The sequence below is a fragment of the Pedobacter rhizosphaerae genome (genome assembly GCF_900111155.1).
Lineage (GTDB): Bacteria > Bacteroidota > Bacteroidia > Sphingobacteriales > Sphingobacteriaceae > Pedobacter > Pedobacter rhizosphaerae.
In genome coordinates, this window is sequence record NZ_FOGG01000002.1 from 69,751 (window position 1) to 94,472 (window position 24,722).

The 24,722-nt window shown below is 38.5% G+C and carries 16 protein-coding genes; 9 read left to right on the forward strand and 7 right to left on the reverse strand.

Annotated elements, in window-relative coordinates; translation table 11 throughout:
• Positions 1 to 1,486: 1,486 nt before the first annotated feature.
• Positions 1,487 to 2,857 carry a dipeptidase gene (locus BMX11_RS01895; protein ID WP_090880555.1) on the reverse strand — a complete coding sequence of 457 codons (1,371 nt, stop codon included), beginning with the start codon at positions 2,855 to 2,857 and terminating at the stop codon, positions 1,487 to 1,489.
• A 235-nt stretch (positions 2,858 to 3,092) separates the two neighbouring features.
• Here BMX11_RS01895 and BMX11_RS01900 point away from each other — a divergent pair, with 235 nt between their 5' ends.
• From BMX11_RS01900 to BMX11_RS01915, 4 genes are all read left to right on the forward strand, one after another.
• Positions 3,093 to 4,070, forward strand: a complete 978-nt coding sequence (locus BMX11_RS01900; RefSeq protein ID WP_090880558.1) for an SGNH/GDSL hydrolase family protein — start codon at positions 3,093 to 3,095, stop codon at positions 4,068 to 4,070.
• Positions 4,071 to 4,245: 175 nt separating this feature from the next.
• Complete coding sequence (locus BMX11_RS01905; protein WP_090881187.1) at positions 4,246 to 6,546, forward strand: ATP-dependent helicase; 2,301 nt, start codon at positions 4,246 to 4,248, stop codon at positions 6,544 to 6,546.
• A gap of 524 nt (positions 6,547 to 7,070) precedes the next feature.
• Positions 7,071 to 10,610 (forward strand): chromosome segregation protein SMC, encoded by a 3,540-nt coding sequence (gene smc / locus BMX11_RS01910; protein ID WP_090880560.1) that lies wholly within the window; start codon positions 7,071 to 7,073, stop codon positions 10,608 to 10,610.
• 142 nt (positions 10,611 to 10,752) lie between these two features.
• A complete protein-coding gene (locus BMX11_RS01915) occupies positions 10,753 to 11,700 on the forward strand; it encodes a M28 family peptidase (protein WP_090880566.1) in 948 nt (315 codons plus the stop codon).
• 3 nt (positions 11,701 to 11,703) lie between these two features.
• Here BMX11_RS01915 and rsmG read toward each other — a convergent pair whose 3' ends face one another.
• Together rsmG and BMX11_RS01925 are read right to left on the reverse strand one after the other, a co-directional pair.
• Positions 11,704 to 12,339 carry a 16S rRNA (guanine(527)-N(7))-methyltransferase RsmG gene (rsmG, locus tag BMX11_RS01920; protein WP_090880569.1) on the reverse strand — a complete coding sequence of 212 codons (636 nt, stop codon included), beginning with the start codon at positions 12,337 to 12,339 and terminating at the stop codon, positions 11,704 to 11,706.
• A gap of 11 nt (positions 12,340 to 12,350) precedes the next feature.
• On the reverse strand, positions 12,351 to 13,466 hold the full coding sequence (locus tag BMX11_RS01925; protein WP_245738556.1) for a glycosyltransferase: 1,116 nt from the start codon (positions 13,464 to 13,466) through the stop codon (positions 12,351 to 12,353).
• Between the two features lie 145 nt (positions 13,467 to 13,611).
• On the opposite strand from BMX11_RS01925, the gene tgt reads away from it, so the two are divergent.
• The 5 genes from tgt to BMX11_RS01950 all read left to right on the forward strand — a co-directional run bounded on the left by tgt (position 13,612) and on the right by BMX11_RS01950 (position 21,116).
• Positions 13,612 to 14,742: a tRNA guanosine(34) transglycosylase Tgt gene (gene tgt, locus BMX11_RS01930; RefSeq protein WP_090880572.1), complete on the forward strand. Its 1,131-nt coding sequence runs from the start codon at positions 13,612 to 13,614 to the stop codon at positions 14,740 to 14,742.
• Between the two features lies 1 nt (position 14,743).
• Positions 14,744 to 15,847, forward strand: a complete 1,104-nt coding sequence (locus tag BMX11_RS01935; protein WP_090880575.1) for an LptF/LptG family permease — start codon at positions 14,744 to 14,746, stop codon at positions 15,845 to 15,847.
• Position 15,848: 1 nt separating this feature from the next.
• Entirely contained in the window at positions 15,849 to 16,727 is an 879-nt protein-coding gene (locus tag BMX11_RS01940; RefSeq protein ID WP_090880579.1) for a DMT family transporter, read from the forward strand.
• Positions 16,728 to 18,038: 1,311 nt separating this feature from the next.
• Entirely contained in the window at positions 18,039 to 20,834 is a 2,796-nt protein-coding gene (locus BMX11_RS01945) for a hypothetical protein (protein WP_090880582.1), read from the forward strand.
• A gap of 3 nt (positions 20,835 to 20,837) precedes the next feature.
• Positions 20,838 to 21,116, forward strand: coding sequence for a lipopolysaccharide assembly protein LapA domain-containing protein (locus BMX11_RS01950; RefSeq protein WP_090880585.1), 279 nt, complete (start codon positions 20,838 to 20,840; stop codon positions 21,114 to 21,116).
• A gap of 169 nt (positions 21,117 to 21,285) precedes the next feature.
• Here the strand turns inward: BMX11_RS01950 and BMX11_RS01955 are convergent, their stop codons facing one another.
• The 4 genes from BMX11_RS01955 to BMX11_RS01970 form a co-directional block, all read right to left on the reverse strand.
• Positions 21,286 to 21,591 carry a hypothetical protein gene (locus BMX11_RS01955; RefSeq protein WP_090880588.1) on the reverse strand — a complete coding sequence of 102 codons (306 nt, stop codon included), beginning with the start codon at positions 21,589 to 21,591 and terminating at the stop codon, positions 21,286 to 21,288.
• A gap of 82 nt (positions 21,592 to 21,673) precedes the next feature.
• Positions 21,674 to 22,396, reverse strand: a complete 723-nt coding sequence (locus BMX11_RS01960; RefSeq protein ID WP_090880591.1) for a pirin family protein — start codon at positions 22,394 to 22,396, stop codon at positions 21,674 to 21,676.
• A gap of 75 nt (positions 22,397 to 22,471) precedes the next feature.
• Positions 22,472 to 23,152: a DNA alkylation repair protein gene (locus BMX11_RS01965; protein ID WP_090880594.1), complete on the reverse strand. Its 681-nt coding sequence runs from the start codon at positions 23,150 to 23,152 to the stop codon at positions 22,472 to 22,474.
• A 381-nt stretch (positions 23,153 to 23,533) separates the two neighbouring features.
• Positions 23,534 to 24,700 (reverse strand): trans-sulfuration enzyme family protein, encoded by a 1,167-nt coding sequence (locus tag BMX11_RS01970; protein WP_090880598.1) that lies wholly within the window; start codon positions 24,698 to 24,700, stop codon positions 23,534 to 23,536.
• Positions 24,701 to 24,722 lie beyond the last annotated feature (22 nt).

Consider the following 24,722-nt stretch of genomic DNA (forward strand, 5'->3'; position numbering starts at 1 on the left):
CTGTTTCTGTGATGTTAACTGACTTGCACCTCTTTATTAATATGGCTAACAACGCAGGAGATTTAACTCTTAGAGTTTGGCGTTGAGGCCCTACCTCCTATTTAATGGATTAAATTACTACTCCAAGCTTGGAAAGATAGAATGTAATGATTATATTATAGATTAAATGCGTTTGAGCACGACAGATTCAGCTAAAATCAATAAACGCATTCGGCTTAGTCCACCTCCACTCCACCTCAAGTCCACGTTTTAGCGCTAAAAGGTGGAGATACCATTCATTTGAGCTGCATTTATATTGTCTAATCCTCGGGTAGTATACGATTAAGCTATGGTTCATCCCCGAATAGCAAGTAAGGCTAGTAGTATAGACTACTATGACGTGTATTCACTTAAGTACCTCTTTAACTTTTAGGAGGTTAAGTATTTTTTACGCTTGATTTGAGCTGTAACACCCTAAATGCTATTAAGTTAAGGAGGAAATTAAAATGTGTTGTCAATCCTGAGTTTGTGGAAGGGCAATACATTTTAATTTTGGATTTATCAAGAAGGTCTTCGACAAGCTACCATTGACGTAATTTTATAACTATTTATTAATAAGGCACTTAAATCAATATGCATTCCCATCTTTTCTAGTTGTAGGGGCTCGATACAACCTAATATTTTTCTCTTTTCCTCGCCGCCTGAAGGGCTCGTACCTTTTTCTTGGCAAAAAGGTACCCAAACCGAGCCTTAGCGAGCTCATGAATGCCATTGAAAACAATGTGTACTAATGAATAAAGCCAAGGCTTGCATCCTTTCTTGGCTAGGAACATCCGAATGCCATTAGCGGTAATAAGAGGCTTAGGCCTTTGCACTTTAGGCCAGCCCTCGCTGCTTATTCCCTTGAACAGTGGGGACCCCTTTGAAACTGCAAGCATTCGACTGTCCTATCCTGCGAAATGCTGCTAGGCCGGGGTCGTACTTGGCATTGATAGTGCTTTATTAACGGCAGTTAGCATGGTGCATAACCCTCGCCGGTCGTCATTCCCTCGTAGGAGGGAATCTTAAAGCAGGGTAAAAAATGTCGCTTATATTGATTTGTATGAAATAAATTAACCCTCAGGACACAGCTTAGCTTTACTTAATAGCATTGGAACACCCTGCAGTGGCAGTGTTAAGTGGCTAAGCAACCTCAACTATGAAATACAGCCTAGAGTACAATAAACCCGACAGCGCCAAATAGCCCGGAGTGAAGCACCCCGTAACGAGGACTATAGGCAATGGCGGGACTACAGCACCGATAGAATACTTACATTCATTTTCAAAAAAATAAGGCTGTATCATATAAAGATCGATTGGTTATCTGGGCTCCCGGATGTGAAATCGGGAAAAGTTTGTCGAAGGAACTGATTAAGCATTATTAGCTCTTTTGGACAAGCTCAACGTGACAGATTTGAATCGAAATTTAATTTATGATACAGCCTCCTATAAATTTTAACCGGGTAACTTATTTACTCAGTTCGGCAAAATATTTATGGAATAAAGGCAATGTTTCAATTCCTTTATAGTAATTATAAATATCATACTTTTCGTTTGGAGAGTGCAAAGCATCGCTATCTAAGCCGAAACCAAAGAGTACCGATTTAATACCCAAAACCTCTTCAAATAAAGCCACGATTGGAATACTACCACCACCACGAGTTGGAATTGCTTTTTTACCGAAACTATCTTCGATTGCTTTTTCTGCTGCTTTGTAAGCTGCACTATCAGTTGGGGTTACCACCGGCTCTCCTCCATGATGAGGGGTTACCGTAACTTTAACATTTTTAGGGGCAATGCTTTCAAAATGCTTGGCAAAGATCTCAGAAATCTCTTCAGAACTTTGGTTAGGAACCAAACGCATAGAAATTTTAGCGTTTGCTTTGCTCGGAAGAACGGTTTTAGCTCCCTCTCCTATGTATCCGCTCCAGATTCCGTTTACTTCTAAAGTTGGGCGTGTACCTGTTCTTTCTAAAGTGCTGTAACCTTTTTCGCCCCATACTTCTTCAATATCAAGGTCTTTTTTATACTCTTCCTCATTATAAGGAGCAGCATTTAATGCTTTCTTTTCCTCATCAGTAAGCTCTACTACTTTATCATAAAATGCAGGAATTGTGATGTGATTGTTCTCATCATGCAAAGAAGCAATCATTTTACAGAGGATAGTTGCCGGATTAGCAACTGCGCCACCATACACGCCAGAGTGTAAATCGCGGTTAGGGCCAACTACTTCAACTTCCATATAAGCCAAACCACGCAGTCCGGTTTCGATAGATGGGTTTTCCATACTGATCATAGAAGTATCGGAGATTAAAACGACATCTGCTTTTAAGCGTTCCTGATTATCTCTTACAAAGATGCCCAGGTTAGCCGAACCTACTTCTTCCTCTCCCTCAATCATGAATTTAACGTTACAAGCCAGGGTATTGGTTTGCATCATCAATTCAAATGCCTTAACATGCATATAAAACTGTCCTTTATCATCGCAGGCACCACGGGCATAAATTTTACCATCGCGCACAGTTGGCTCAAAAGGAGGGGTTTTCCAAAGTTCTAAAGGATCTGCCGGCTGAACGTCGTAATGGCCATAAACTAATACTGTAGGAAGTGCTGTATCTATAATTTTCTCTCCATAAACGATAGGATAACCTGCCGTTGGACATATTTCTACTTTATCGGCACCCGCATCTTTCAATTTTTGGGCTACATAGTCTGCCGTTTTAAGTACATCATCTTTGTATTTAGGATCGGCACTCACCGATGGAAAGCGCAACAATTCGAACAACTCTTCTAAAAAGCGCTGTTTGTTCGCTTCTACGTAATTTTTTATTTCTTGCATAACAAAAGAATTTGGGCAAATATAGGTTTTTGTTCAGGAGATTGAAGAAAACTGTGTTCAGTTACAGGTCATATGTCTCCTGTCTAACTTCTTTTATCTCCTGCCTAACATTTTTATCTGCTTTAAATCATAGAAAAATAAAAAAGCATAATCCGTCTGATAAAATCTACCTATTTTTTGTAACTTGCGGTTTTAAATAGACATCCTTAAACCCTGTTAGAAAGAGTATTAATAAATGAAATTAAGCGCACTCGGCCTTAAATTGCTGCTGCTATTTTTTTGTTTTGGTTTTTCAGGGTTGGCCCAAACTCAGCCTCCTGGAAGAGTAAGTTGCCCTGAAGCGGCACAATACTACGCTAAAGACAGCATTAACATCGTAACTTTTGGTGCCAGCACGGTAGAAGGTGTTGGTGGGGTTGGTTTTCAAACCATGCTTCAAAATAACTTTCAGAATTGCTATACGGGCAAAATTGTAGATATTACTAACCATGGTATTGGCGGACAAACCACCAGGCAGGGTTTACTAAGAATTGATAATGCCATAGCTGGCAGAACAGGTTTTATTGTAATTGATATGGGGATTAATGATGCCATTTCAATTGTGATCAATAAGACCGGGAGTATTGCAGAAACTGAGGCCAATATGCGCCTGATGATTACCACCAGCTTAAACCAAAAACTAGTTCCTATACTTTGCACCTTACAATTTGTGGATGACCGGAATATCCCTAGCTATGTGGCAGTAAACACTACAATTAGGGCGATTAACAGCATGTACAGAAAATTAGCAGCGGAATATAAAATTTATCTGGCTGATGTAAATGCGATTATGAGGCGGGATTTTTCTTTATATCAGGATCCATTCCATCCCAATGCCCGTGGATACAGGTTAATTAGCTATATTATATTTGATGCGATTAATAAGGCCATTTTTGATAGGTTCCTGAAGTTTGTGGTATCGCAAAACTACCCTAATCCGGCGGGAAACCAAACTTTCATAGACCTTGTGCTTCCTGAGGCCGATAAGATTAATTTGCAGATTTACGACATTATGGGCAGATTGGTTAAAACTGTTGTTAACGAATACCTGAATACAGGTAAGCATACCTTGGAAATTAATACAGGCACCTTTGTTCCAGGCATTTACTTTTTTAAGATCTCCTCTGATTCTGGTCAGTTTAATGGGGTTAAGAAGTTTATTGTTGCGCGGTAGAGGGAGTGCAAAGTTGAAAGTCGAAAGTTCAGAATTGAAAGTTTTAAGTTGAAAGTGCAAAGTTTAAAGTCTAAACATTTATTTCCTCTAAACATTCCACTCGCTATTTCTCCACAAATTCAAATAAAAAGCATTTGATTTATTATTTTTGAGCCTCAAAAAGATAGGAGCCGATTTGGATTACTTAGAAGGATTAAACCCACAACAGAGAGCAGCAGTAGAGAACACAAAAGGACCCGTAATGATTGTTGCAGGTGCCGGATCGGGCAAAACCCGTGTAATTACTTTTCGTGTAGCCCACCTGATTCAAACGGGTACCGACCCATTTAACATTCTGGTTTTAACCTTTACCAATAAAGCCAGTAAGGATATGCGTGAACGGATTAGCAAGGTTGTTGGTTCGGAAGCAAAGAATATTTGGATGGGTACCTTCCACTCCGTTTTTGCCAAAATCTTACGTGTAGAAGCTGAAAAGATCGGTTATCCTAGTAATTTTACTATTTACGATACTGATGATAGTAAAAGTGTAATCCGTGCCATTTTGAAAGAGATGCAGCTGGATGATAAATTATATGCCGCTAACTTCGTGTTTAACAGAATTTCATCTGCCAAAAACAACCTTATTTCCTGGGGAGAATACCAGGCAAATGATCAGATTCAATCGGAAGATATTCAAAATAAACGCCCGTTATTAGGGCAGATTTACGAAACCTATGCTAAACGCTGCTTTAGAGCAGGGGCAATGGATTTCGATGATTTACTATTCAAAACCAATATTTTATTAAAAGAACATCCGGATGTTTTAAATAAATACCAGCAGAAATTCAGGTATTTAATGGTGGATGAGTATCAGGATACTAACTTTTCACAGTATACCATTGTGAAAAAACTGGCAGCAGCCTACCAGAATATCTGTGTGGTGGGTGATGATGCACAGAGTATCTATGCTTTCCGTGGGGCGAATATCCAGAACATTTTGAACTTCGAACGCGATTATCCTGATTTAAAAGTATATAAGTTAGAGCAAAATTACCGCTCTACCCAAAATATCGTAGATGCAGCCAGTAGCATCATTGCCAATAATAAAAATCAGCTGGAAAAAAATGTTTTCTCAGACAATGAGCCTGGTGAAAGGATTAAAGTTTCAAGAGCTTTTACTGATAATGAGGAAGGTAAGCTAGTTGCCGAAGCCATTATTCAGGAGCGAAGCACAAAGGGACATCAATATCATGATTTTGCCATTCTGTACCGTACAAATGCCCAAAGCAGGGCCATGGAGGAAGGTTTACGTAAGTTAAATATCCCTTACAAAATTTATGGTGGCCAATCTTTCTATCAAAGGAAAGAGATTAAAGATTTAATTGCCTACTTCCGTTTAACCTTTAATCCGAAGGATGAAGAGGCAATTAAGCGTGTAATTAATTATCCGAAGCGCGGTATTGGAGATACGTCCATCGATAAAATTATTGTTGCCGCAGATCAGCATGGCAAAACCATGTGGGATGTGATTTCAAACGCTCATATGTTTGTTGATGGCCGCCTAGCCAATCAGTTGAATGAGTTTGCACTGATGGTTCAGAGTTTTCAGGCAGAAGCCAAAAAGCTTGATGCTTATGATACCGCCCTCTTTATTGCCCAACATGCCGGAATTTTAAAGGAACTTTATTCGGATGACAGTGTTGAAGGACGCAGTCGCTACGAAAACATACAGGAGTTATTAAACGGTATTAAAGAATTCGCTGAACGTGAAGACATTGAGGAAAAAGGCCTTGATATTTTTATGCAAGATGTGGCGCTATTAACCAATGATGATAAAGATGGTGACAAAAATAAGGATACTGTTTCTTTAATGACCATTCACTCGGCTAAAGGTTTAGAGTTCAAAAATGTATTTATTGTAGGTTTAGAAGAAAACCTTTTCCCTTCACAATTATCAGTAAATTCCAGATCAGAATTGGAGGAAGAGCGTCGCTTATTTTATGTGGCCATTACCCGCGCGGAAGTAAAGTTAACCTTAACTTATGCCACTTCCCGCTATCGTTGGGGAACTTTAACCAATTGTGAACCTAGCCGTTTTATTAATGAAATTAGCGCTAAGTTCTTAGAGTTAGATGTTAAACCTGCTAAAAGCAATTCGCTTGAAGGCAATTTCGATGACGAACGCAAAACATGGAGTTCGCAACCACGAGATTTCTTCAGTAAACCTAAACCTGCAGGCGGCACTACCTCTGCCCCCGCTGCCCGACCAAAAACAACCTCTCTACTGGCGAAAGCACACGTTCCTACACCGGGTTTTGCACCGTCACAACCACACGAATTCCAAAATGGAATGGAAGTAGAACATGAGAAATTTGGTTTTGGTAAAATTGTAAGTTTAGAGGGTACCATGCCTGATGTGAAAGCAACCGTATTTTTTCAGGGACTAGGTAATAAGCAGTTGTTGTTGAAATTCGCTAAGCTGATGATTGTTAGGTAATTACCCTTTTAGTCATGAGCCTAATATTAGTCCTGAGTAGTAAGTCTTTAGTCCTGAGTCTAAAACGCCAAACCTAAATCTACCTTAACTTTTTAGTAATGATAAGCTAAAAGGCTAAAGTAGAAAGCTAAAAGACTAAGCTGAAAGCGAAAAGACTAAAGCTGAAAGAAAAGGGGTTGGCTTAACTTATCTTAACTTCTTAATGGTAATAAAGCAGAAAGCTAAATAACTAAGCTGAAAGGGAAAAGACTAAAGCTGAAAGAAAAGGGCTTGGCTTAACTTATCTTAACTTCTTAATGGTGATAAAGCAGAAAGCTAAATAACTATGCTGAAAGCGAAAAGACTAAAGCTGAAAGAGAAGGGATTGGCTTAACTTATCTTAACTCCTTAATGGTGATAAGGCAGAAAGCGAAAAGACTAAAGCTCAAAGAAACGCCTAAATTATCATGTTCTCTGACGCTAAAACTTGAAAAAAACCTAAATATTCCTTAATATTGGAGTCCGGTTTCGGCCGCAACTAAACCATGCAACTTACACGACTAGAAATTAAAGGTTTTAAAAGCTTTGGAGATAAAGTTACGATTAACTTTAATGAAGGTGTAACTGCAATTGTAGGTCCAAATGGTTGTGGTAAATCGAACGTTATTGATGCTATGCGTTGGGTTTTAGGCGAGCAAAGCACCAAAGCCCTGCGATCGGAGAAGATGGAAAACATCATCTTTAATGGCACCAAAAACCGTAAACAAGCACAACTGGCAGAAGTTTCACTTAGCTTTGATAACACCAAAAACATCTTGCCTACTGCTTACTCTCAAGTAACGGTTACCCGAAAACTTTATCGAAATGGCGACAGCGAATATCGTTTAAATGATGTTCAGTGCCGCTTAAAAGATATAACTGATTTATTTTTAGATACTGGAATTGGTTCGGATAGTTATTCCATTATTGAACTCAAAATGGTCGATGAGATCATCAATAATAAGGAACATAGCCGGAGATCTTTATTTGAAGAGGCTTCCGGTATTTCGAAGTATAAACTGCGTAAGAAACAAACCTTTGGCAAACTGAAGGATACCGAAGGTGATTTGGAGCGTGTGGAAGATTTACTTTTCGAGATTGAAAAGAACCTCAAAACACTTGAAAACCAGGCTAAAAAAGCAGAACGTTATTACAAGCTAAAAGAGCAATACAGAGAGCTAAGTGTACAGCTGGCTACGCACAGGATTGCTTTTTTCAGAACTGATTTAAATGCATTAGAGCTTCAGGAACAAGGCCAGTTAGTGGCAAGAACAGAACTGAGCAGTAAAATAGACCACCAGGAAGCAGAACTACAGAAACTTAAGCTTGGCAGTATTAGTCAGGAAAAAAACCTCTCTATACAGCAAAAAGCCACAAACGAACTGGTTTCCAAAATCCGTGCTTACGAAAGTGAAAAGAAAGTAAAAAATGAGCAAATGCGTTTTTTACAGGAGAAAGAAACACGTTTGACCGGTGAGTTGGAAAAAGACAAGAACCAGGTTAACCACATTAAATATAATATTAAGCGATTAAATGAAGAGGTTTTAACCGAAACAGAAGTCTTCAATCGCCTGGAATCTGATTTAAAGCTTCTTAAATCGGCCTTAGACGCACTTCGGGAGCAACAACAGACCGAGAAAAACAGAACAGACAACCTGATTAAATCTGTGAATGAATTGCAGAGCCAGGTTTACCAATCTCAAAAAGATATTGATATTTTAAATATCCAAAAAGATGCTTTGGTGCAGGAAAGCAATAGAAATGTTGACGATACCGAAACCAAAACATTAGAATTAAAGGCTTTCGATCATGCTTTGGCTGAGTTAGATATTCAGATTAGGGAAAAACAGTCGAAAATTAAGCAGCTTAACGAGGAAGAAGAGGTTTTGAAAATCAAACTGGCCGAATCTGAAGCCAATCTGAGCGCCAACAAAGAAAAGTTGATGGCAGAAAACCGCAAAAAGGATGCTAAGCAGAACGAATATAACCTGACCAAATCATTGGTTGACAGCTTGGAAGGCTTCCCGGAATCTATTCGTTTCTTAAAAAAGAACAGTTCCTTTGCTAAAACTGCCCTTCTTTTATCGGATATTTTATTTTGTAATGAAGATTTCCGCATTGCGATAGAAAATTATTTGGAGCCCGTAATGAATCATTATGTGGTAGATAAATATGCTGATGCATTACAGGCCATTAATTTATTAACCGATGCCAGTCGTGGCAGGGCAAACTTTTTTATTTTAGAGAATGTACCTGATAAGCAACCTGCTTTACGCGAACATGAGGGCTTAGTATCGGCATTATCTGTTATTGAAGTAGACAAAAAATATCAGCACCTATGCAACCTCTTGCTTCAAAACGTGTATATCGCCATTGAAGAACAAGAAACTGTATTCAAACTTGCCCCTACCGAAAGCTTTACCATCTTAGCCAAAAACGGAAAATATGCCCAAACCAAATTTACCCTTGCCGGTGGCTCTGTAGGTTTATTTGAGGGAAAAAGAATTGGACGGGCCAAGAATTTGGAGAACTTAGCCAAGGAGGTTAAAAAATCTGATGCATTGATCAGTCAGTATAATACAGTCATTTCTGCAGAAACGGAGAATATTTTTCAGCTTAAAGAAGCTTCTAAAATAGCGCATATCAGCACCTTGCAGCAAGAACTCAATAAGTTTATCAATGAACACATCTCTGTTCAAACCAGAAGAGATCAATACCAGGAATTTATTACCACCAGCGAAAACCGTAAAACGGATATTGCGCAAAAGATTGTATCTATAGAAAAAAGCCTTTCTGAGAAGTTACCTGCGTTGGTTCAACTCCAGAGAAACCAGCAAGATGCGCATATTAATCTACAGGAACAGCAGTTAAAATATCAGGAAATTGCCGATCAGGTAACAGAAAGTGCCGGGAAATACAACCAGGATAATATCCGGTTTCACCAGCAGCAAAATAAGTTATCGAGCCTTGAAAAAGACTTAGATTATCGGTTTGTGCAGGAAGAAGCGCTCAACAAACGCATTACCCAAAACGAAAAAGAGCTTCAGGAGGCACTAACAGAAATTACGGCTACACTTCAGCATACAGATTTAAGTGATGATACGCTCTTAGAAATGTATAAACAGCGCGAGGAGATGGAAAAAGGGCTTGCAGAAATAGAGCAGGTTTATTTTTCGGCCAAAGGCAGCATTAATGAAGTTGAAAATGACCTAACCAATATCCGCAAAAACAGGGAGGAAACTGATTTTCTTCTAACAGAAATTAAGGATAAAAAGAACGCTTTAAAGATCGACCTTAATGCTTTAAAGGAGCGTTTAGCAGTAGAATTCAACATTGACATTAATGATTTACTAGAGACAGAGGAAGAAACAGAGGCATTAGAGAGTGAATTTGAACTTCGCCAAAAAGTAGATCGAATGAAACGTCAGCTGGATGAATTTGGTGCGATTAACTCTATGGCAATGGAGGCGTATAAAGAAATGGACGAACGCTATATCTTTATTCAGAACCAGAAAAAAGATCTTCAGGCAGCCAAAGCAGATTTATTGCAAACCATTAAGGAAATTGATGATACGGCAAAAGATAAGTTTATGCAGGCCTTTACACAAGCCAGGGAGCATTTTATTGTCGTTTTCCGTTCTCTTTTCAACGATGAAGATAGTTGCGACCTCATTCTTACCGATGTAAATAACCCTTTAGAAGCTGATATCGATATCATTGCAAGACCTAAAGGCAAGCGTCCATTATCTATCAATCAGCTATCAGGAGGTGAAAAAACCTTAACAGCTACTGCCCTGCTATTTTCGCTTTACCTGTTAAAACCTGCACCATTCTGTATTTTCGATGAGGTTGACGCTCCACTTGACGATACCAACATCGATAAATTTAACAACATTATCCGTAAGTTCTCCGATCAGTCGCAGTTCATTATTGTTTCGCACAACAAGCGTACTATCGCCAGTACCGACATTATCTATGGCGTAACTATGGTAGAACAAGGTGTTTCGAGAGTTGTAGCGGTAGATTTGAGAGAAGTAGCCGCTTAAATCAATCTTCAGTCCCAAGTCTTGAGTCTTAATTCTTGATTCTTAAAATTTTCATTGATGCCTTTTCTCCCTGGTGGTTATCTTGCCAATTCTTACGCTTCTTTCCCAATAATTAATATCTTTAGCCGCAAATACTTTTACCATGAAAATCCTATATATTGTTCCCCTGGCGTTAATGCTGAGCTGTTGTTCTGCTGTTAAAAACCAAAGTACAGACACAAGTCAAATCGACACTCAGCTATTAAAAGATGTAGAAGTTTTGTCTTCGGATGCTTATCAGGGTAGAAAAACGGGGACCAAAGGTGCTGAAATGGCCCGGGCTTACATTAGAGAGCGTTTTTTGAAACTGGGATTAAAGTCTTACCCGCAACATGTTAACTATGCGCAGGAATTTAATTTTAGATCAAGAAATGGAGAAACGGTAAATGGCACCAACCTGATTGGTTATATCCCCGGAAAGGGAACCAACGTAATTGTTGTTTCTGCGCACTACGATCATTTAGGTGTGGTGAAAGATGAAGTTTTTAATGGTGCAGATGACAATGCTTCAGGAACAGCCAGCTTATTAAAGATAGCGGCCTATTTTGCCAAGAACAAGCCCAATAATACCATTATTTTCGCCTCATTTGATGCGGAAGAAATGGGTTTGCAAGGGGCAAAAGCATTTGTTGCCAATCCGCCACTAAACATTAATACTATCGCCATTGATTTAAATATGGACATGATTGGCCACAGCGATAAAAATGAATTATACGTTTGCGGCACTTATAAATATCCTGAATTAAAGAAATATATTGTGAACAATAATCCAAAAATCAACGTGCTTCTTGGGCATGATGACCCTAAGCTCGGGCACGATGATTGGACTAACCAAAGCGATCAGGGCGCTTTTAATGCGAAAAACATTCCTTTCTTATACTTTGGTGTTGAAGATCACAAAGATTACCATAAGGCTACGGATGAATACGCTACAATTACCAAGGAGTTCTTCAGCCATGCGGCGAATGCTGTTTTAGAAGTTGTCAAAAATGTTGACAAGCAAACTGTTTTACAGCAATCGCTAAAAGATAAAATGATTATGAAGAACTAAAAACTACTGTGGTACATAAACCACAAACTTGGTTTCAAAGAAATCTTCCTCAAAATAAGCTGAAAGTGGATAAAGTTCTGCTTTCAGTTTTGATTCTTTAATCTCCTCGGCCAGATCTCCCCCTTTTAAATACAGAATTCCATTAGGAATGGCATTAATAGATTCCTTCTTGAATTTACCCTGAATCCAGGGATAAAATTCTCCTAAACGCGTTACCGCTCTGGAAACCACAAAATTGAACTTACCTTTAACCTGTTCTGCCCTCAAATGATCTGCCTGTAAATTTTCGAGTCCAAGCGCAGAAGCAACTTCCTTCACTACCTTTATCTTTTTACCGATAGAATCGACCAATTGAAACTGGGTATCAGGGAATAGAATAGCTAAAGGAATACCAGGAAAACCACCACCTGTACCCACATCAAGAACAGATTCTCCAGCTTTAAACTTACAAACCATTGCAATTCCTAATGAATGTAACACATGACGCTCATAAAGCTCTTCAATGTCCTTTCTAGAAATAACGTTAATTTGTGCGTTCCAATAGCTGTAAAGCTCAAATAATTGAGTAAACTGATCCAGTTGTTTCGCTGTTAAATCAGGGAAGTATTTGGTTATAATGTCTGGTTTTACATCTGCCATAATATAATATCTTATTTCCAGGTCACTTTTTTCTTCCCAAATTGGGCAAAAATAGCGTTAAGGGTTAAAAACAAAAACAAAAGTATATCTAAAATAGGGAACCACCAACGCAATTCACCATAGTTTAATCTTTTCAACAACTTTGGGTAAACGAAGCACCGAACTAAGAGGCTTAAGAATAAAATGCCAAAGGCAACATATCGGGCTTCCCAGCTTAAAAACATACTGCCAATAAAAGTGGCATAAAACAAAAACTGAAAGGCTATTTGCCAGCTCAAAATAAATTTATGCTTGGATTTATAGAATTTCCCTGCACCAAAATGGCGTTTCTTCTGACGAATATAACCAGCCCAGGTGGTATTCGGATTGCTCCAAACCTGACTATCCTTATTGATCCTTATCTCTGTATTGTACTTGTTGGCATGAGCATTTACAAAAAGGTCATCATCACCAGATGGGATATGCATGTGTGCAGCAAAACCTTTATTCTTAAAAAAAAGCTGTTTTTTATAAGCCATATTTCTTCCCACTCCCATATAAGGCATCCCTTTCAGCGCATAGGCAAGGTAATTTACTGCTGTAAAAAAGGTTTCAAAACGAATTAAAGCATTCAGTAAGTTGCGTTTTTTAAGGTATGGAGAATAACCCAAAACGATTTCAGTATGCTCATTATCGGGTTGTTGCATACTCATCAACCAATTTTCACTCGCAGGTAAACAATCAGCATCAGTAAATACCAGCCAATCGTGCTTTGCAGCCTTAATACCCATGGTAACGGCAAATTTTTTCCCGGCAATAAACTTATCATTATCTAAGATTTTAACGATCTTCAGATGAGCATATTCCTTCGCCATTTGCTCCAAAAGCTCTTCAGTTCCATCCCATGAACGATCGTTCACTACTACCACTTCAAAATTATGGTACTTTTGATTCAAAATAGAAGGTAGGTACTGTGTCAAATTAGCCACTTCATTTCGGGCACACACAATTACACTGATTGGTTTTCGTTCCACTAGTGGCACTTCTTCAATGCTAACATTGGCCAATCTGAGGTGCACAAACAGCACATAATAGAGTTGGATTAAAAGACAAAAGGCGAAAAACGAGAGTATAGAAATCTCGGGCAAGGTTAAGATCACGATGATATAATAAATAGCCGCAAATTTCTCATTTTAAATCAATAATAAGCTTTTATGTTGATAAAAAATTAAACAAAAATATACCCCCTATTTTTGCTATTTTTGGCAAATTTTTGACTAATAAAAAACACATATGAAATTTAACTTGCAGGCCAATGATCCGCTTTCAAAAGCCAGAGCAGGCACCATTACAACTGCTCATGGCGAGATACAAACGCCTATTTTCATGCCTGTAGGTACAGCAGGAACAGTAAAGGCTGTACATCAAAGGGAATTGAAGCAAGATATTGATGCTCAGATCATTTTAGGGAACACCTACCATTTATACCTCAGACCGGGTTTAGAAACACTGGAACAAGCAGGAGGACTTCATCAATTCATCGGTTGGGATCGCCCAATTTTGACAGACAGCGGCGGTTATCAAGTATATTCTTTAAGCAAAGTGCGCAAAATTAAAGAGGAAGGGGTAACTTTTAACTCGCATATTGACGGTTCTAAACACTTGTTTACACCAGAATATGCCATGGATATTCAACGTACTATTGGTGCAGATATCATTATGGCTTTTGACGAATGCACACCCTACCCTTGCGATTACACCTATGCCGCAGAATCGGTAAAAATGACTCACCGTTGGTTAAAACGTTGTTGTACGCACTTTGATAATACCGAGCCAAAATATGGTTTTGATCAAACCCTTTTCCCTATTGTTCAGGGATCGGTTTATAAAGATTTAAGAATAAAATCTGCAGAATTTATTGCCAGTATGGGCCGTGAAGGCAATGCTATCGGAGGTTTATCAGTAGGTGAACCCGCAGAAGAAATGTATGCCATGACTGAAGTGGTTTGCGACATATTGCCTTCCGATAAGCCGCGCTATCTTATGGGGGTTGGAACGCCTGTAAACATACTGGAAAACATAGCGCTTGGTGTAGATATGTTCGATTGTGTAATGCCTACCAGGAACGCTAGAAACGGAATGCTCTTTACCCGAAACGGAATCATTAACATTAGAAATAAGAAGTGGGAAAATGATTTTTCAGCACTAGATGCAGAGAGCGATTTACATGCTGACCAGGTAACAAGTAAAGCATATCTGCGTCATTTAGTACACAGTAAAGAAATGCTTGGCGCACAAATTGCTACCTTACACAATCTCCATTTCTATTTATGGTTAGTGAAGCAGGCAAGAGAGAAAATCTTGACAGGCGAATTCTATGAATGGAAGAATAAAATGGTAAAAATACTAGGCAATAAGCTCTAAAATGAATCTAATAACGGGAAGAATTAAGATCATCGACCGATATATTATCGGCAAATATCTGGGCACATTTATATATACGCTGGCCATCTTTGTTATCATTATCATCGTATTCGACCTGTCGGAAAAGATGGATGATTTTATGAAAAGCGGGCTTAGTTTCTGGGGAATTTTAAGCAAATATTATGCTGGTTCGATTCCCTTTTATGTGAATATGCTGTCACCCTTAATCAACTTCATTGCCGTAATTTTCTTTACCGCTAAGATGGCTGATCAAACTGAGATTGTACCAATTTTAAGTGGAGGTGTAAGTTTTAACCGTTTTCTTTTCCCTTATTTCGTTTCTGCATCGATCATTTTTTCTGCCAATTTAATCAGTAATCTTTATATTTTACCCTATACAAATACCCTCAAAAATCAATTTGAGAATACCTTTGTAAAACGTAACGATCCTTCTACGAAGTCATATATCCACATGAAACTGGATAACAAAACGTACATCTATATCGAGAATTTTGATAACAAAACTAACTCTGGATATCGTTTTTCACTGGATAATTTTGATGGCGATGTGTTGACCAAAAAGATTGTAGCCGATAACATCAAATGGGATTCCTTGAAAAGAAAATGGCAGCTTAGCAACTACTCTATCCGCACTATAAAAGGATTAAAAGAGAGCATGATCTATGGTTCAGGCAAAGTAAAAGATACCATTTTAGATATGCGTCCGGATGATTTTTCTGCCTATGATAACGTGGTACAAAACCTCACAACCAAAGAACTTGGAGAGAAGATCAGAAAGGAAAAAATCAGAGGAACAGGTATTATGAACGACTTGCAATTTGAACGCTATAAACGATTCCTTCATCCACTTTCCGCATACGTTTTAACCTTAATCGGCGTGGCCCTTTCCTCCCGTAAGGTACGTGGTGGAGTAGGTGTTTCATTGGGTATAGGAATCTTCATCAGCTTCGCTTATATCGTATTTAATCAGTTCACACAGATGTTTTCTACTAAGGGAGGACTCCCTCCATTTATAGCTGTTTTAGCGCCAACATTATTCTTTGGAATTTTAGGATTTTACCTCCTTAAAAGAGCTCCAAAATAAAATGGAAGCCCATAAAAAAAACCTGCTCATCCTCCACCTAACCGTATTCGTTTGGGGCTTTACAGGAGTGTTAGGAAAAGTGATTTCAATAGACGCGGTGCCAATGGTTTGGTACCGCGTTTTTATTGCCAGCATCACGCTCTTTGCCTGGTTTCAGCTTACTAAAACATCTATCAGGATAACCCAAAAACAATTTCTTCAGTTCTTTTTTACAGGAGGAATTGTGGCCATTCACTGGATCTTTTTCTTTCACGCAATCAAAATTTCTACCGTGTCGGTTACATTGGTCTGCCTCTCCTCTTTTACGCTCTTTACAGCGATACTAGAGCCCCTGATTAAACGCCAACCTATACAGGCTGGAGACATCCTTGTAGGGCTCCTAATTATCCTCGGCATATACATGATCTTTAAGTTTGAGGGGCACTACACACTCGGGATAATCTTTGGTATCCTGGCAGCGGTAGCTTCCAGTTTATTCGGCACAATCAACTCAACACTGGTTCAAAAAACCGAACCATCTATTATCAGTTTTTATGAATTGGTTGGTGCTTTATTCTGGACTACACTCTACCGAATTTACGACGGATCATTATTATCCATGCATTTCAATCTCAGTACAAGCGACTGGTTTTATCTGATTATCCTGGGTACTTTCTGCACATCAGTTGCATACGTTGCAGGCGTATCTGTAATGAAAACCCTTTCGGCATTTCAGGTCGCTTTAATCACCAATCTGGAACCAGTTTACGGTATTATTCTAGCCTTTATATTTTTCCAAAATAATGAACAAATGACAACTGGATTTTATGCTGGAGCAGTCATTGTTTTAGCCGCTATTTTTTTATATCCCATTTATAAAAAATGGAGAAATAAAATCTAAATTTCAGGCATGAAAACATCCTAAAAAAACACTACTAAAACAGCAATTTATTTCGCTTCAAAATAGCTATAAAAACTCTTCCAATCCTACCCTAAAACCTTAATACAAACACAAGGACTATGATGCGCCAAATTGAAGATTAATGCAGTAAAAGCGGTATCATATTAAGGACCAGAAAAGCCTGTCAATGGAACATTAACTTTCCCTTAGGTCTCAAGCTCTATCTTTAAAGCGCCAGTAATACGTCTGTTGATAGTCAGAAAAAGAAGATAATACCGGCAGTAAAATCAGCCTCAATCCGCCATCTTCAGCAGGAAATTTCATCCTATATTATACACAATCATGGCTCATTTGAGGCTGTCCTTCAGGAATTGCTATAATGAGACAGCACTTTAAGGAAACCCTTAAAAAACCGCCTTAAAACAGCATTAAACAGCTTTTTTAGCTCATTTTTAATTTGAGCTGAAATAATTAAAAAAAACGGCACCAGTTGGCGAATATTAAATTCTAGAGCCATTATCTCCCCAATTTCAGCGCTATTTGAGGCAAAAATCTAACTTAAATCCATACATTTTTAAGAAATAGAGGCAAAAATCGAGCTTAAAAAAGTAGCCAAAAACCAAGATTTAGTCCTTAAACGTATTCTCCCAAAGTATGCTTATTAACTTACAAACACCACAACATACCACCGGAATCTAAACAGATCAAGCATTTTTAGCAGGTGATTATTTCAAAACAACATCATGACAATATGACACCAACTTTAAGTTTAGCAAAGAAAAATCATTTTCAAAACAGAAAGCTGATACCCAGTTCTTGACGGCTACATCTATTTCCTATGCCGTATTGCGGACCTTAGATTCAGCCGCTACAATCAGTTTTCACAGGGCTGAAATCCAACTGTCATTTGCAATAAAGAAGCATTTGCCCAAAACATTCGACAACTATAAAATCCTCATAAAAACACTAAAGAATAGCCCTGAATCTTCGATGAATTCAAAAAATAAAAACCTCTATTTCTCCATATTATTCTTGTCGTTGGTAAAATTTTCGAGCAAGAAAATCGATTAATAAGTGTATATTAAAACAAGATTTTAAAATCTTCGTTATGCAGTACATGGAGAAATAAAAAAACCGATTCAAGAGCATTAAAAACAGTGAAAAACAACTAAACACATAAATCATTAAACAAACATAAAATACTAAATATCAAAAATATAAGTACGTCATATTAATTTAAATATTTACAAAAACAAACCAACTCAGACTTTAAAAAACTAAAAATATTAGCATCAATTTTCAGCAAAATATATGAATGCAAATAAATTATTAAAAATCAGCATTTTAACAGCATCAATATCAAGTTTAATTTCACATTCTGTTTTTGGTCAGATTTTCAGCACCGAACAAAACCCACTTAGTGTAAAATGGAGATACATTTCATCTGAGGGTTTTAAAATCATTTATCCGACGGAACTGGAAAAAGAAGCTCAAAGAATGGCCAATACCCTACCCCATATTTACCCGAAGGTTGGCCTGGGCTTAAAGCAGCAAAACGCCGCTATTCCAGTCCTGTTGCAGAACCGCGGAACGATAGCAAATGGCTTTGTACAGCTAGGCCCGAAGAAGTCTGAATTTTACACTACCCCTCCTCAATACTTCGATAGTCAGGACTGGCTGAACAACCTTGCAGTACACGAGTTGAGGCACGTTGCGCAATTTGACAAATTGACAGGAAACCAAAAACACCCTTTCCCAGAACTGGTTTACCTGGCCTACTTTGGAGCAGCCGTACCCACCTGGTTTTTTGAAGGAGATGCCGTTGTTAACGAGACAGCCCTCACCTTTTCCGGAAGGGGCAGACAGCCCAATTGGATCATGCCTTTTAGAGCCTCAGTTTTGGAAGGCAAAAAATTCAGTTACAGCAAAGCTTATTTTGGATCAAATAAAGACGTTACTCCAGGTTATTACCAAACTGGTTTTTTAATGATGGCGAACTTGAAAGAACAGTATGGCCAATTCGTTTCCGACAGCTTGCTTGGCGACTTGCGAAAACGACCAGTAAGACCTTACCCATTTTCCCAAAGCTTAAAAAAGATCGCAGGAGTTAACACTCAAAATTTATTCTTGAAGACGCAAGAGAAGATCACTCAAAGCTGGAAAATTCAGGAGCAAAATACATCGGTTGAAAACTATGAAATTCTAAATAAAAAATCGAACTACGCCACCAGCTATTTTCTCCCTGTTAGACTAAATAAAAATCAAATTTTAGCGCTTAAAGAAAGTAAAACACAAGCCCGCCATTTCGTGATTATAAATTCGGATAAATCTGAACAAAAATTATTCGGTATTGGCTATCAGGAACAATCTTGGTTTAGCCTAAAAAATAACACGATTGTTTGGGATGAAATACGCTACGACCCCAGGTACAAGCAGCGTAGTTATAGTGTAATTTGTACCTACAACTTAATGACCAAAAAATTTAAAAGATTAAGCCGCAAAAGCAGGCTATTCTCTCCCGCTCTTTCATCCGACGGAAAAAAGGTTATCGCCGTACAGGTTGATCTGAGTAACCAATTCAATCTTGTAGAAATCAGTACATCTGATGGAAGTATTTTAAAGAAATATGCAAACCTGGAAAATGAAATTTTGCAGACACCTTCTTTTGATTCATCTGGAAATAGAATTGCCTTTATCAGTGTAAGTGAAAAAGGAAAAAATTTAAAACTGTTAAACGATGGGATTTCTGAAACATTAATCGCCGATAGCAGACAGCAACTAAGCCGACCCATTTTTATTGGCGAAAGCATCGCATTTAATGCTCACCTTAACGGTATTGATAACATCTACCAGATAGACATTCAGTCAAAAAAAATTGGTGCTTTAACAGCGGCAAAATATGGCGCTTTCAACCCTGGTATTTCTACTGACGGAAAATTCACGTTTAACTACTATCAAATTAATGGATATGAAATTTCAGAGAAAGAAATCAACGAAAGTGCAATAGGAGAAAATCATTTCGTAGATTTCTCAGCAGCTGCCGAAAAGCAGGAAAATGTAGGGAATGTTTTTGAGGGAATTCCTGACAGTACATATCAATCTAAACCCTATAGAACAGGTTTAAATCTTTTCAACTTTCACAGCATTATTCCCTCTATAGACAACGAATATATTTTTGGGCTCGAACTGCAATCTAACAACCTGCTTAATACCATGAACTTTTACACCGGGGCAAAATACCACCGTGACCTTAAACGCTTCGAGTATACCGCAGACATCAGCTATAAGGCACTCTATCCGGTTCTGAGCGTTGTTTACCGCAACAGACCTAAAAGAACGTTCTATCGCGCTAATAATGCCGTTAAACAAGGCGACTGGAGAGAGCACTACATCAAGCTGAATGCATCACTCCCATTATCCTTTAATTCCAGAAATGAAAACTTTGCTTTCAGCCTGAATGCTGCCACCAGTTACACGCAGAGATACCTGCCAGAGAATATGCCTAATGGCTTTATCAGGGAACTGAAATTCCCGATGGAATATAGCTTTGCTTTCAACCACAGTGTGCGTACAACGGAACGAGATATTGCACCTAGATGGGCACAGGTTTTTAGAGCAAGTTACAACCACCAACCTTTTGATCCCAACCTAAAGGGAGAAATTTTAGCGCTTGGAAGTTTCCTTTATTTTCCCGGATTTCTCCACAACCACTCTTTCCTGGCGAGCTTCAATTATCAAAAAGCCACAGGGGTGAATCAGTATGCAACAGACATCTCTACCGTTTATGGTTACAATAATATTTTAGCCAAAAGCAAACTGGAAAACACCTTGCTTTTTAATTACCGTTTTCCGTTTGCCTTCCCCGACTGGGAGATTGGTCCGCTGGCTTATGTTAGAAATTTTAGGGCAGGTTTATTTTGCCATTATGAGAACATTGGAAAAGACACCAATTTTGGAGAACCCAAAACTTTTGGCGTAGAATTGAATAGTAGTTTAAACATTTTGCGCTATCAACCTGTTGTTGATGTTGGAACAAGATTGGTATTCGTTAACAAAATTTACAATCAAAATCCGATATTAGAGTTTTCATTTAATTATAGCTTTTAACCCATGAGCGGAAAAACCATTTTCATTATTATCCTCACAGCAATGTTAACTGTTTTTTTAATGGTAAATACAGAACCTGTTGATTTTGATTTCCTCGTTGCTACCGTTCCAGTCTCTAAACTTCTGGTTATTGGAATTTGTATAGTGATCGGTTTTATAATCGGATTCATTGTTGGCCGCCCAAGAAAAACGGTGAGCAGCTATGATGATGAGATTGCAAGAAACCAGACCAACGGAAATAAAAAAGAGTTGAGCGAGGAGGATAGAGATTATATTAGTTAGGATCAGGATTTTTAGAAGATTTACAGGATTTGCAAGATCAAGCTGCAAAATAAAAGCTGACACCATCTTGCACCGAACATGTTCTAGTTAGCAAGATTTCATAAAGCGAACTACAAAATAATTGAAGGGATCAGTATGAGAATTGATCCCTTTAATCGTAGAAATCAATTTAATTCTGTTCCCGTAGGGCAGACATAATCTCTCCGTAAAGTAACCCACTCCCACCTCCATAATGCTGAACAATTTTAAGTTCTGGTCTCAAGGCCAATAGTTTTTCGCGAAGTTTTTGTTCTGCCTCCTGATTGATTCCATTACCCAGCAACACTAAATCCAGTTGCTTTTCCAGACATATCGAGATCGCTTCTTCATCTGAACACACACAAATGCCAATCCATTCTACTCTGGCGTTTAGCAATCGGTTCATGACTGCTGTAATATCGGCATCTCTTCCGATGTAAAGTATAGTTACCGGCATATTCTCTAATTTAAACTAAAATCATGTGAGCCTGCCAAAATTATTTTCAGCAAGCTCAGTATGAACATTATAATTATCCAATTTAATTCAATTCCATGGGCACATCCATTAACAACACTTCTGCACCTTCACAATCTGCCTGAAAGTTGATGGTATCAGTATCCCAAACACCAATAGCATCTCTTGTTCCTAATTTTTGACCATTAATGGTTACCTCTCCACTGATTACGAAAGCATAAACACCATTTCCTGTTTTCTTGATTTTATAATCGGTTTTAAAGCCATTATCAAATTTACCTAAAGAAAACCAGGCATCCTGATGAATCCAAACACCCTCATCATCCGCGTTGGGCGATAAAATCTGTTGAAAGTTATTATGGCGTGCCTCAACATTTAGAGTTTGTTGATCATAACGCGGTGTAACATTTTTCTGTTTGGGGAACAACCAGATTTGCAACAGATTCAATTGTTCATCGGCATTAGCATTAAATTCACTGTGGCTTACTCCTGTACCGGCGCTCATCACCTGAATTTCACCGCTTTTGATTACTGCCGAGTTACCCATACTGTCTTTATGTGCAATTGCTCCGGCTAATGGAATCGTAATGATTTCCATATTATCGTGTGGATGTGCTCCGAAACCCATTCCACCATCAATTAAGTCATCATTTAAAACCCTTAGCACCCCAAAATGCATACGATCTGGGTTATAGTAGTTAGCAAAACTGAATGAGTGGTGTGCATTTAACCAACCATGATTAGCGTGACCTCGGGTATTTGCTGGATGCAAAATAAACTGTGACATAAATTTCCTTTCTTGTTTATGATACAAATTTACCTCAGTCTGTACGCCAAAACATTGATGTAGGATAAGTAATCATCACAGCTTAAGTTTTTCTAACACTTTTTCACTCTGTAACTCCCTGAGCGCATCTAATGCCACCCAATTTGCATTTTTATTGTTTTGCGCAAGGATATTATTGGCAGTTTGTACTGCATGGGCATGCAGGGCTGCATTTCGCTTACCCATTTGTCTTAAAGCCCAGTTAATGGCCTTCTTCACAAAATTTCGGTTATCGTAGGCTTCTCTTTCTATAATGGGCAGAAAAGACAAAAAAGTTTCGTTGGGTTCCTTTTTAAGGTGTACTGCAGCTTCGGCCATCAGTACAAAACCTGTCCGTTTTACAAAAACGGCTTCAGCCTGGCTAAACTCAAAAACCTTCGACTTAAAATAAGGCGTTTTAACAAACAGATTTCCGCAAGCCTGATCACATATATCCCAGGAGTTAAAATCATTCGTCCAGGCGTTTATTTGAGTCTCATTTACTTGTTTGTAATCACCTATGAAGGAGGCTAAAAGTCGGGCCTCATGGATTCCGGTTTCCCAAAGCATTAATGAGAGCTCCTGATTTTTGCCAACCTGCCTGGCTAATGCTCGAATATTTGGAACCCGAATGCCCAATGCTTTAGATACATCTATTCCAAAATGAGCCATTTTCTCCAGATAAGCCGGCTCGCTAATGGATTTGAGTTCGCTGAGGATAAAATCTACATCATTCATGAAAGCTAATTTAGGGTTTTATTGGGGAGGTGGTTAGCTGGTTAATTGTTTAACTGTTGAATTGCTTAACTGAAAACTGGTGAGGTGGCTAGTTGGTGAGGTGGTTAGTTGGCTAACTGACTAATTGTTTAACTGTTGAATTGTTTAATTGCTTAACTGAAAACTGGTGAGGCGGCTAGTTGGTGAGGTGGTTAGTTGGCTAATTGATTAATTGTTTAACTGATTGACTGTTGAATTGCTTAACTGAAAACTGCCAACTGAAAACTGTTAACTGGTGAGATGTTGCACCTTCCGCTTTGATCTTAGAGATTCTAACTAAAAAAAACGGGGCTATCGTACCCGACGCCCCGCTTAATTTGCTTTTCCTAAATTATGGAAGGATTATGCCAAAGCCTGATCAATATCTGCAAGAATATCATTAATATGCTCTAATCCGATAGATAAACGGATCGATCCCTGCTCAATACCCACCTCGTTGCGCTGCTCTTCGGTTAGTTTACTGTGCGTGCTGGTGGCCGGATGTGTTGCAATCGAACGGGTATCAGCCAAATTCGCAGAAATAGAGAACATTTTTAAACTGTCCATAAATTTACTTGCACCTTCCACTCCCCCTTCTACCACAATGGTTACAATTCCACCGCCTTGCTTCATTTGCTTTTTAGCAATTTTATACTGTGGATGCGAAGGCAGGAAAGGATATTTTACCAATTTAATTTTAGGGTGTTTTTCTAAATACTCGGCCACTTTCAATGCATTACCACAATGACGATCCATACGGATAGCCAATGTTTCCAGGCTTTTAGATAAGATCCAGGCACTAAAAGGTGACAGTGCTGGTCCGCTGTGACGGGCGAAACCTACTACCTCGGCAATCAGTTCTTTGGTACCTAAAATAATCCCTCCCAAAACACGACCTTGCCCATCGATATATTTAGTAGCCGAATGGATAGAAATATGTGCACCAAATTTGATGGGCTGTTGCAAATATGGTGTAGCGAAACAATTATCAACCACTAAAAGAAGATTATGCTTTTTAGCCAGGTCACCCAAAAATTCCAGATCAATAATATCGATACCAGGGTTAGATGGCGTTTCTACAAAGATCATTTTGGTATTAGGCTTAATTAGGCCTTCCCAATCCTGTGGCTTATCCAAATCAGCGTAATCAAATGTGATTCCCCATTTAGAAAAAACATTGGTTAACAACTGATGTGTAGAACCGAAAACAGAACGACTGGAAACTATATGATCGCCATTCTTTAAGAAAGCTCCAAAGGTGGTAAAAATGGCTGCCATTCCTGTTGCAGTAGCAAAACCATCTTCTGCGCCCTCCAACAGGCACATTTTATCTATAAATTCAGAGGTATTAGGATTTGAATAACGGCTATATACGTTGCCTTCCTTCTCATTGGCAAACAAGGCACGCATTTCTTCGGCATCGTCAAACTTATAACTGGAAGTAAGATAAATGGGTGAAGAATGCTCTTTGTGAAGACTACGCTCGGTTTGGGTGCGTATCGCTATGGTTTCAAAATTTTCTGATTTCATTGTATTCTATTAGTATCAAGAT

Coding starts and splice junctions, on each gene's coding strand:
- smc (WP_090880560.1), top strand. CDS start 7,071: ATGCAACTTACACGACTAGAAATTAAAGGTTTTAAAAGCTTTGGAGAT.
- rsmG (WP_090880569.1), bottom strand. CDS start 12,339: ATGGCAGATGTAAAACCAGACATTATAACCAAATACTTCCCTGATTTA.
- BMX11_RS01960 (WP_090880591.1), bottom strand. CDS start 22,396: ATGTCACAGTTTATTTTGCATCCAGCAAATACCCGAGGTCACGCTAAT.
- BMX11_RS01950 (WP_090880585.1), top strand. CDS start 20,838: ATGAGCGGAAAAACCATTTTCATTATTATCCTCACAGCAATGTTAACT.
- BMX11_RS01940 (WP_090880579.1), top strand. CDS start 15,849: ATGGAAGCCCATAAAAAAAACCTGCTCATCCTCCACCTAACCGTATTC.
- tgt (WP_090880572.1), top strand. CDS start 13,612: ATGAAATTTAACTTGCAGGCCAATGATCCGCTTTCAAAAGCCAGAGCA.
- BMX11_RS01945 (WP_090880582.1), top strand. CDS start 18,039: ATGAATGCAAATAAATTATTAAAAATCAGCATTTTAACAGCATCAATA.
- BMX11_RS01965 (WP_090880594.1), bottom strand. CDS start 23,152: ATGAATGATGTAGATTTTATCCTCAGCGAACTCAAATCCATTAGCGAG.
- BMX11_RS01970 (WP_090880598.1), bottom strand. CDS start 24,700: ATGAAATCAGAAAATTTTGAAACCATAGCGATACGCACCCAAACCGAG.
- BMX11_RS01900 (WP_090880558.1), top strand. CDS start 3,093: ATGAAATTAAGCGCACTCGGCCTTAAATTGCTGCTGCTATTTTTTTGT.
- BMX11_RS01915 (WP_090880566.1), top strand. CDS start 10,753: ATGAAAATCCTATATATTGTTCCCCTGGCGTTAATGCTGAGCTGTTGT.
- BMX11_RS01895 (WP_090880555.1), bottom strand. CDS start 2,857: ATGCAAGAAATAAAAAATTACGTAGAAGCGAACAAACAGCGCTTTTTA.
- BMX11_RS01955 (WP_090880588.1), bottom strand. CDS start 21,591: ATGCCGGTAACTATACTTTACATCGGAAGAGATGCCGATATTACAGCA.
- BMX11_RS01935 (WP_090880575.1), top strand. CDS start 14,744: ATGAATCTAATAACGGGAAGAATTAAGATCATCGACCGATATATTATC.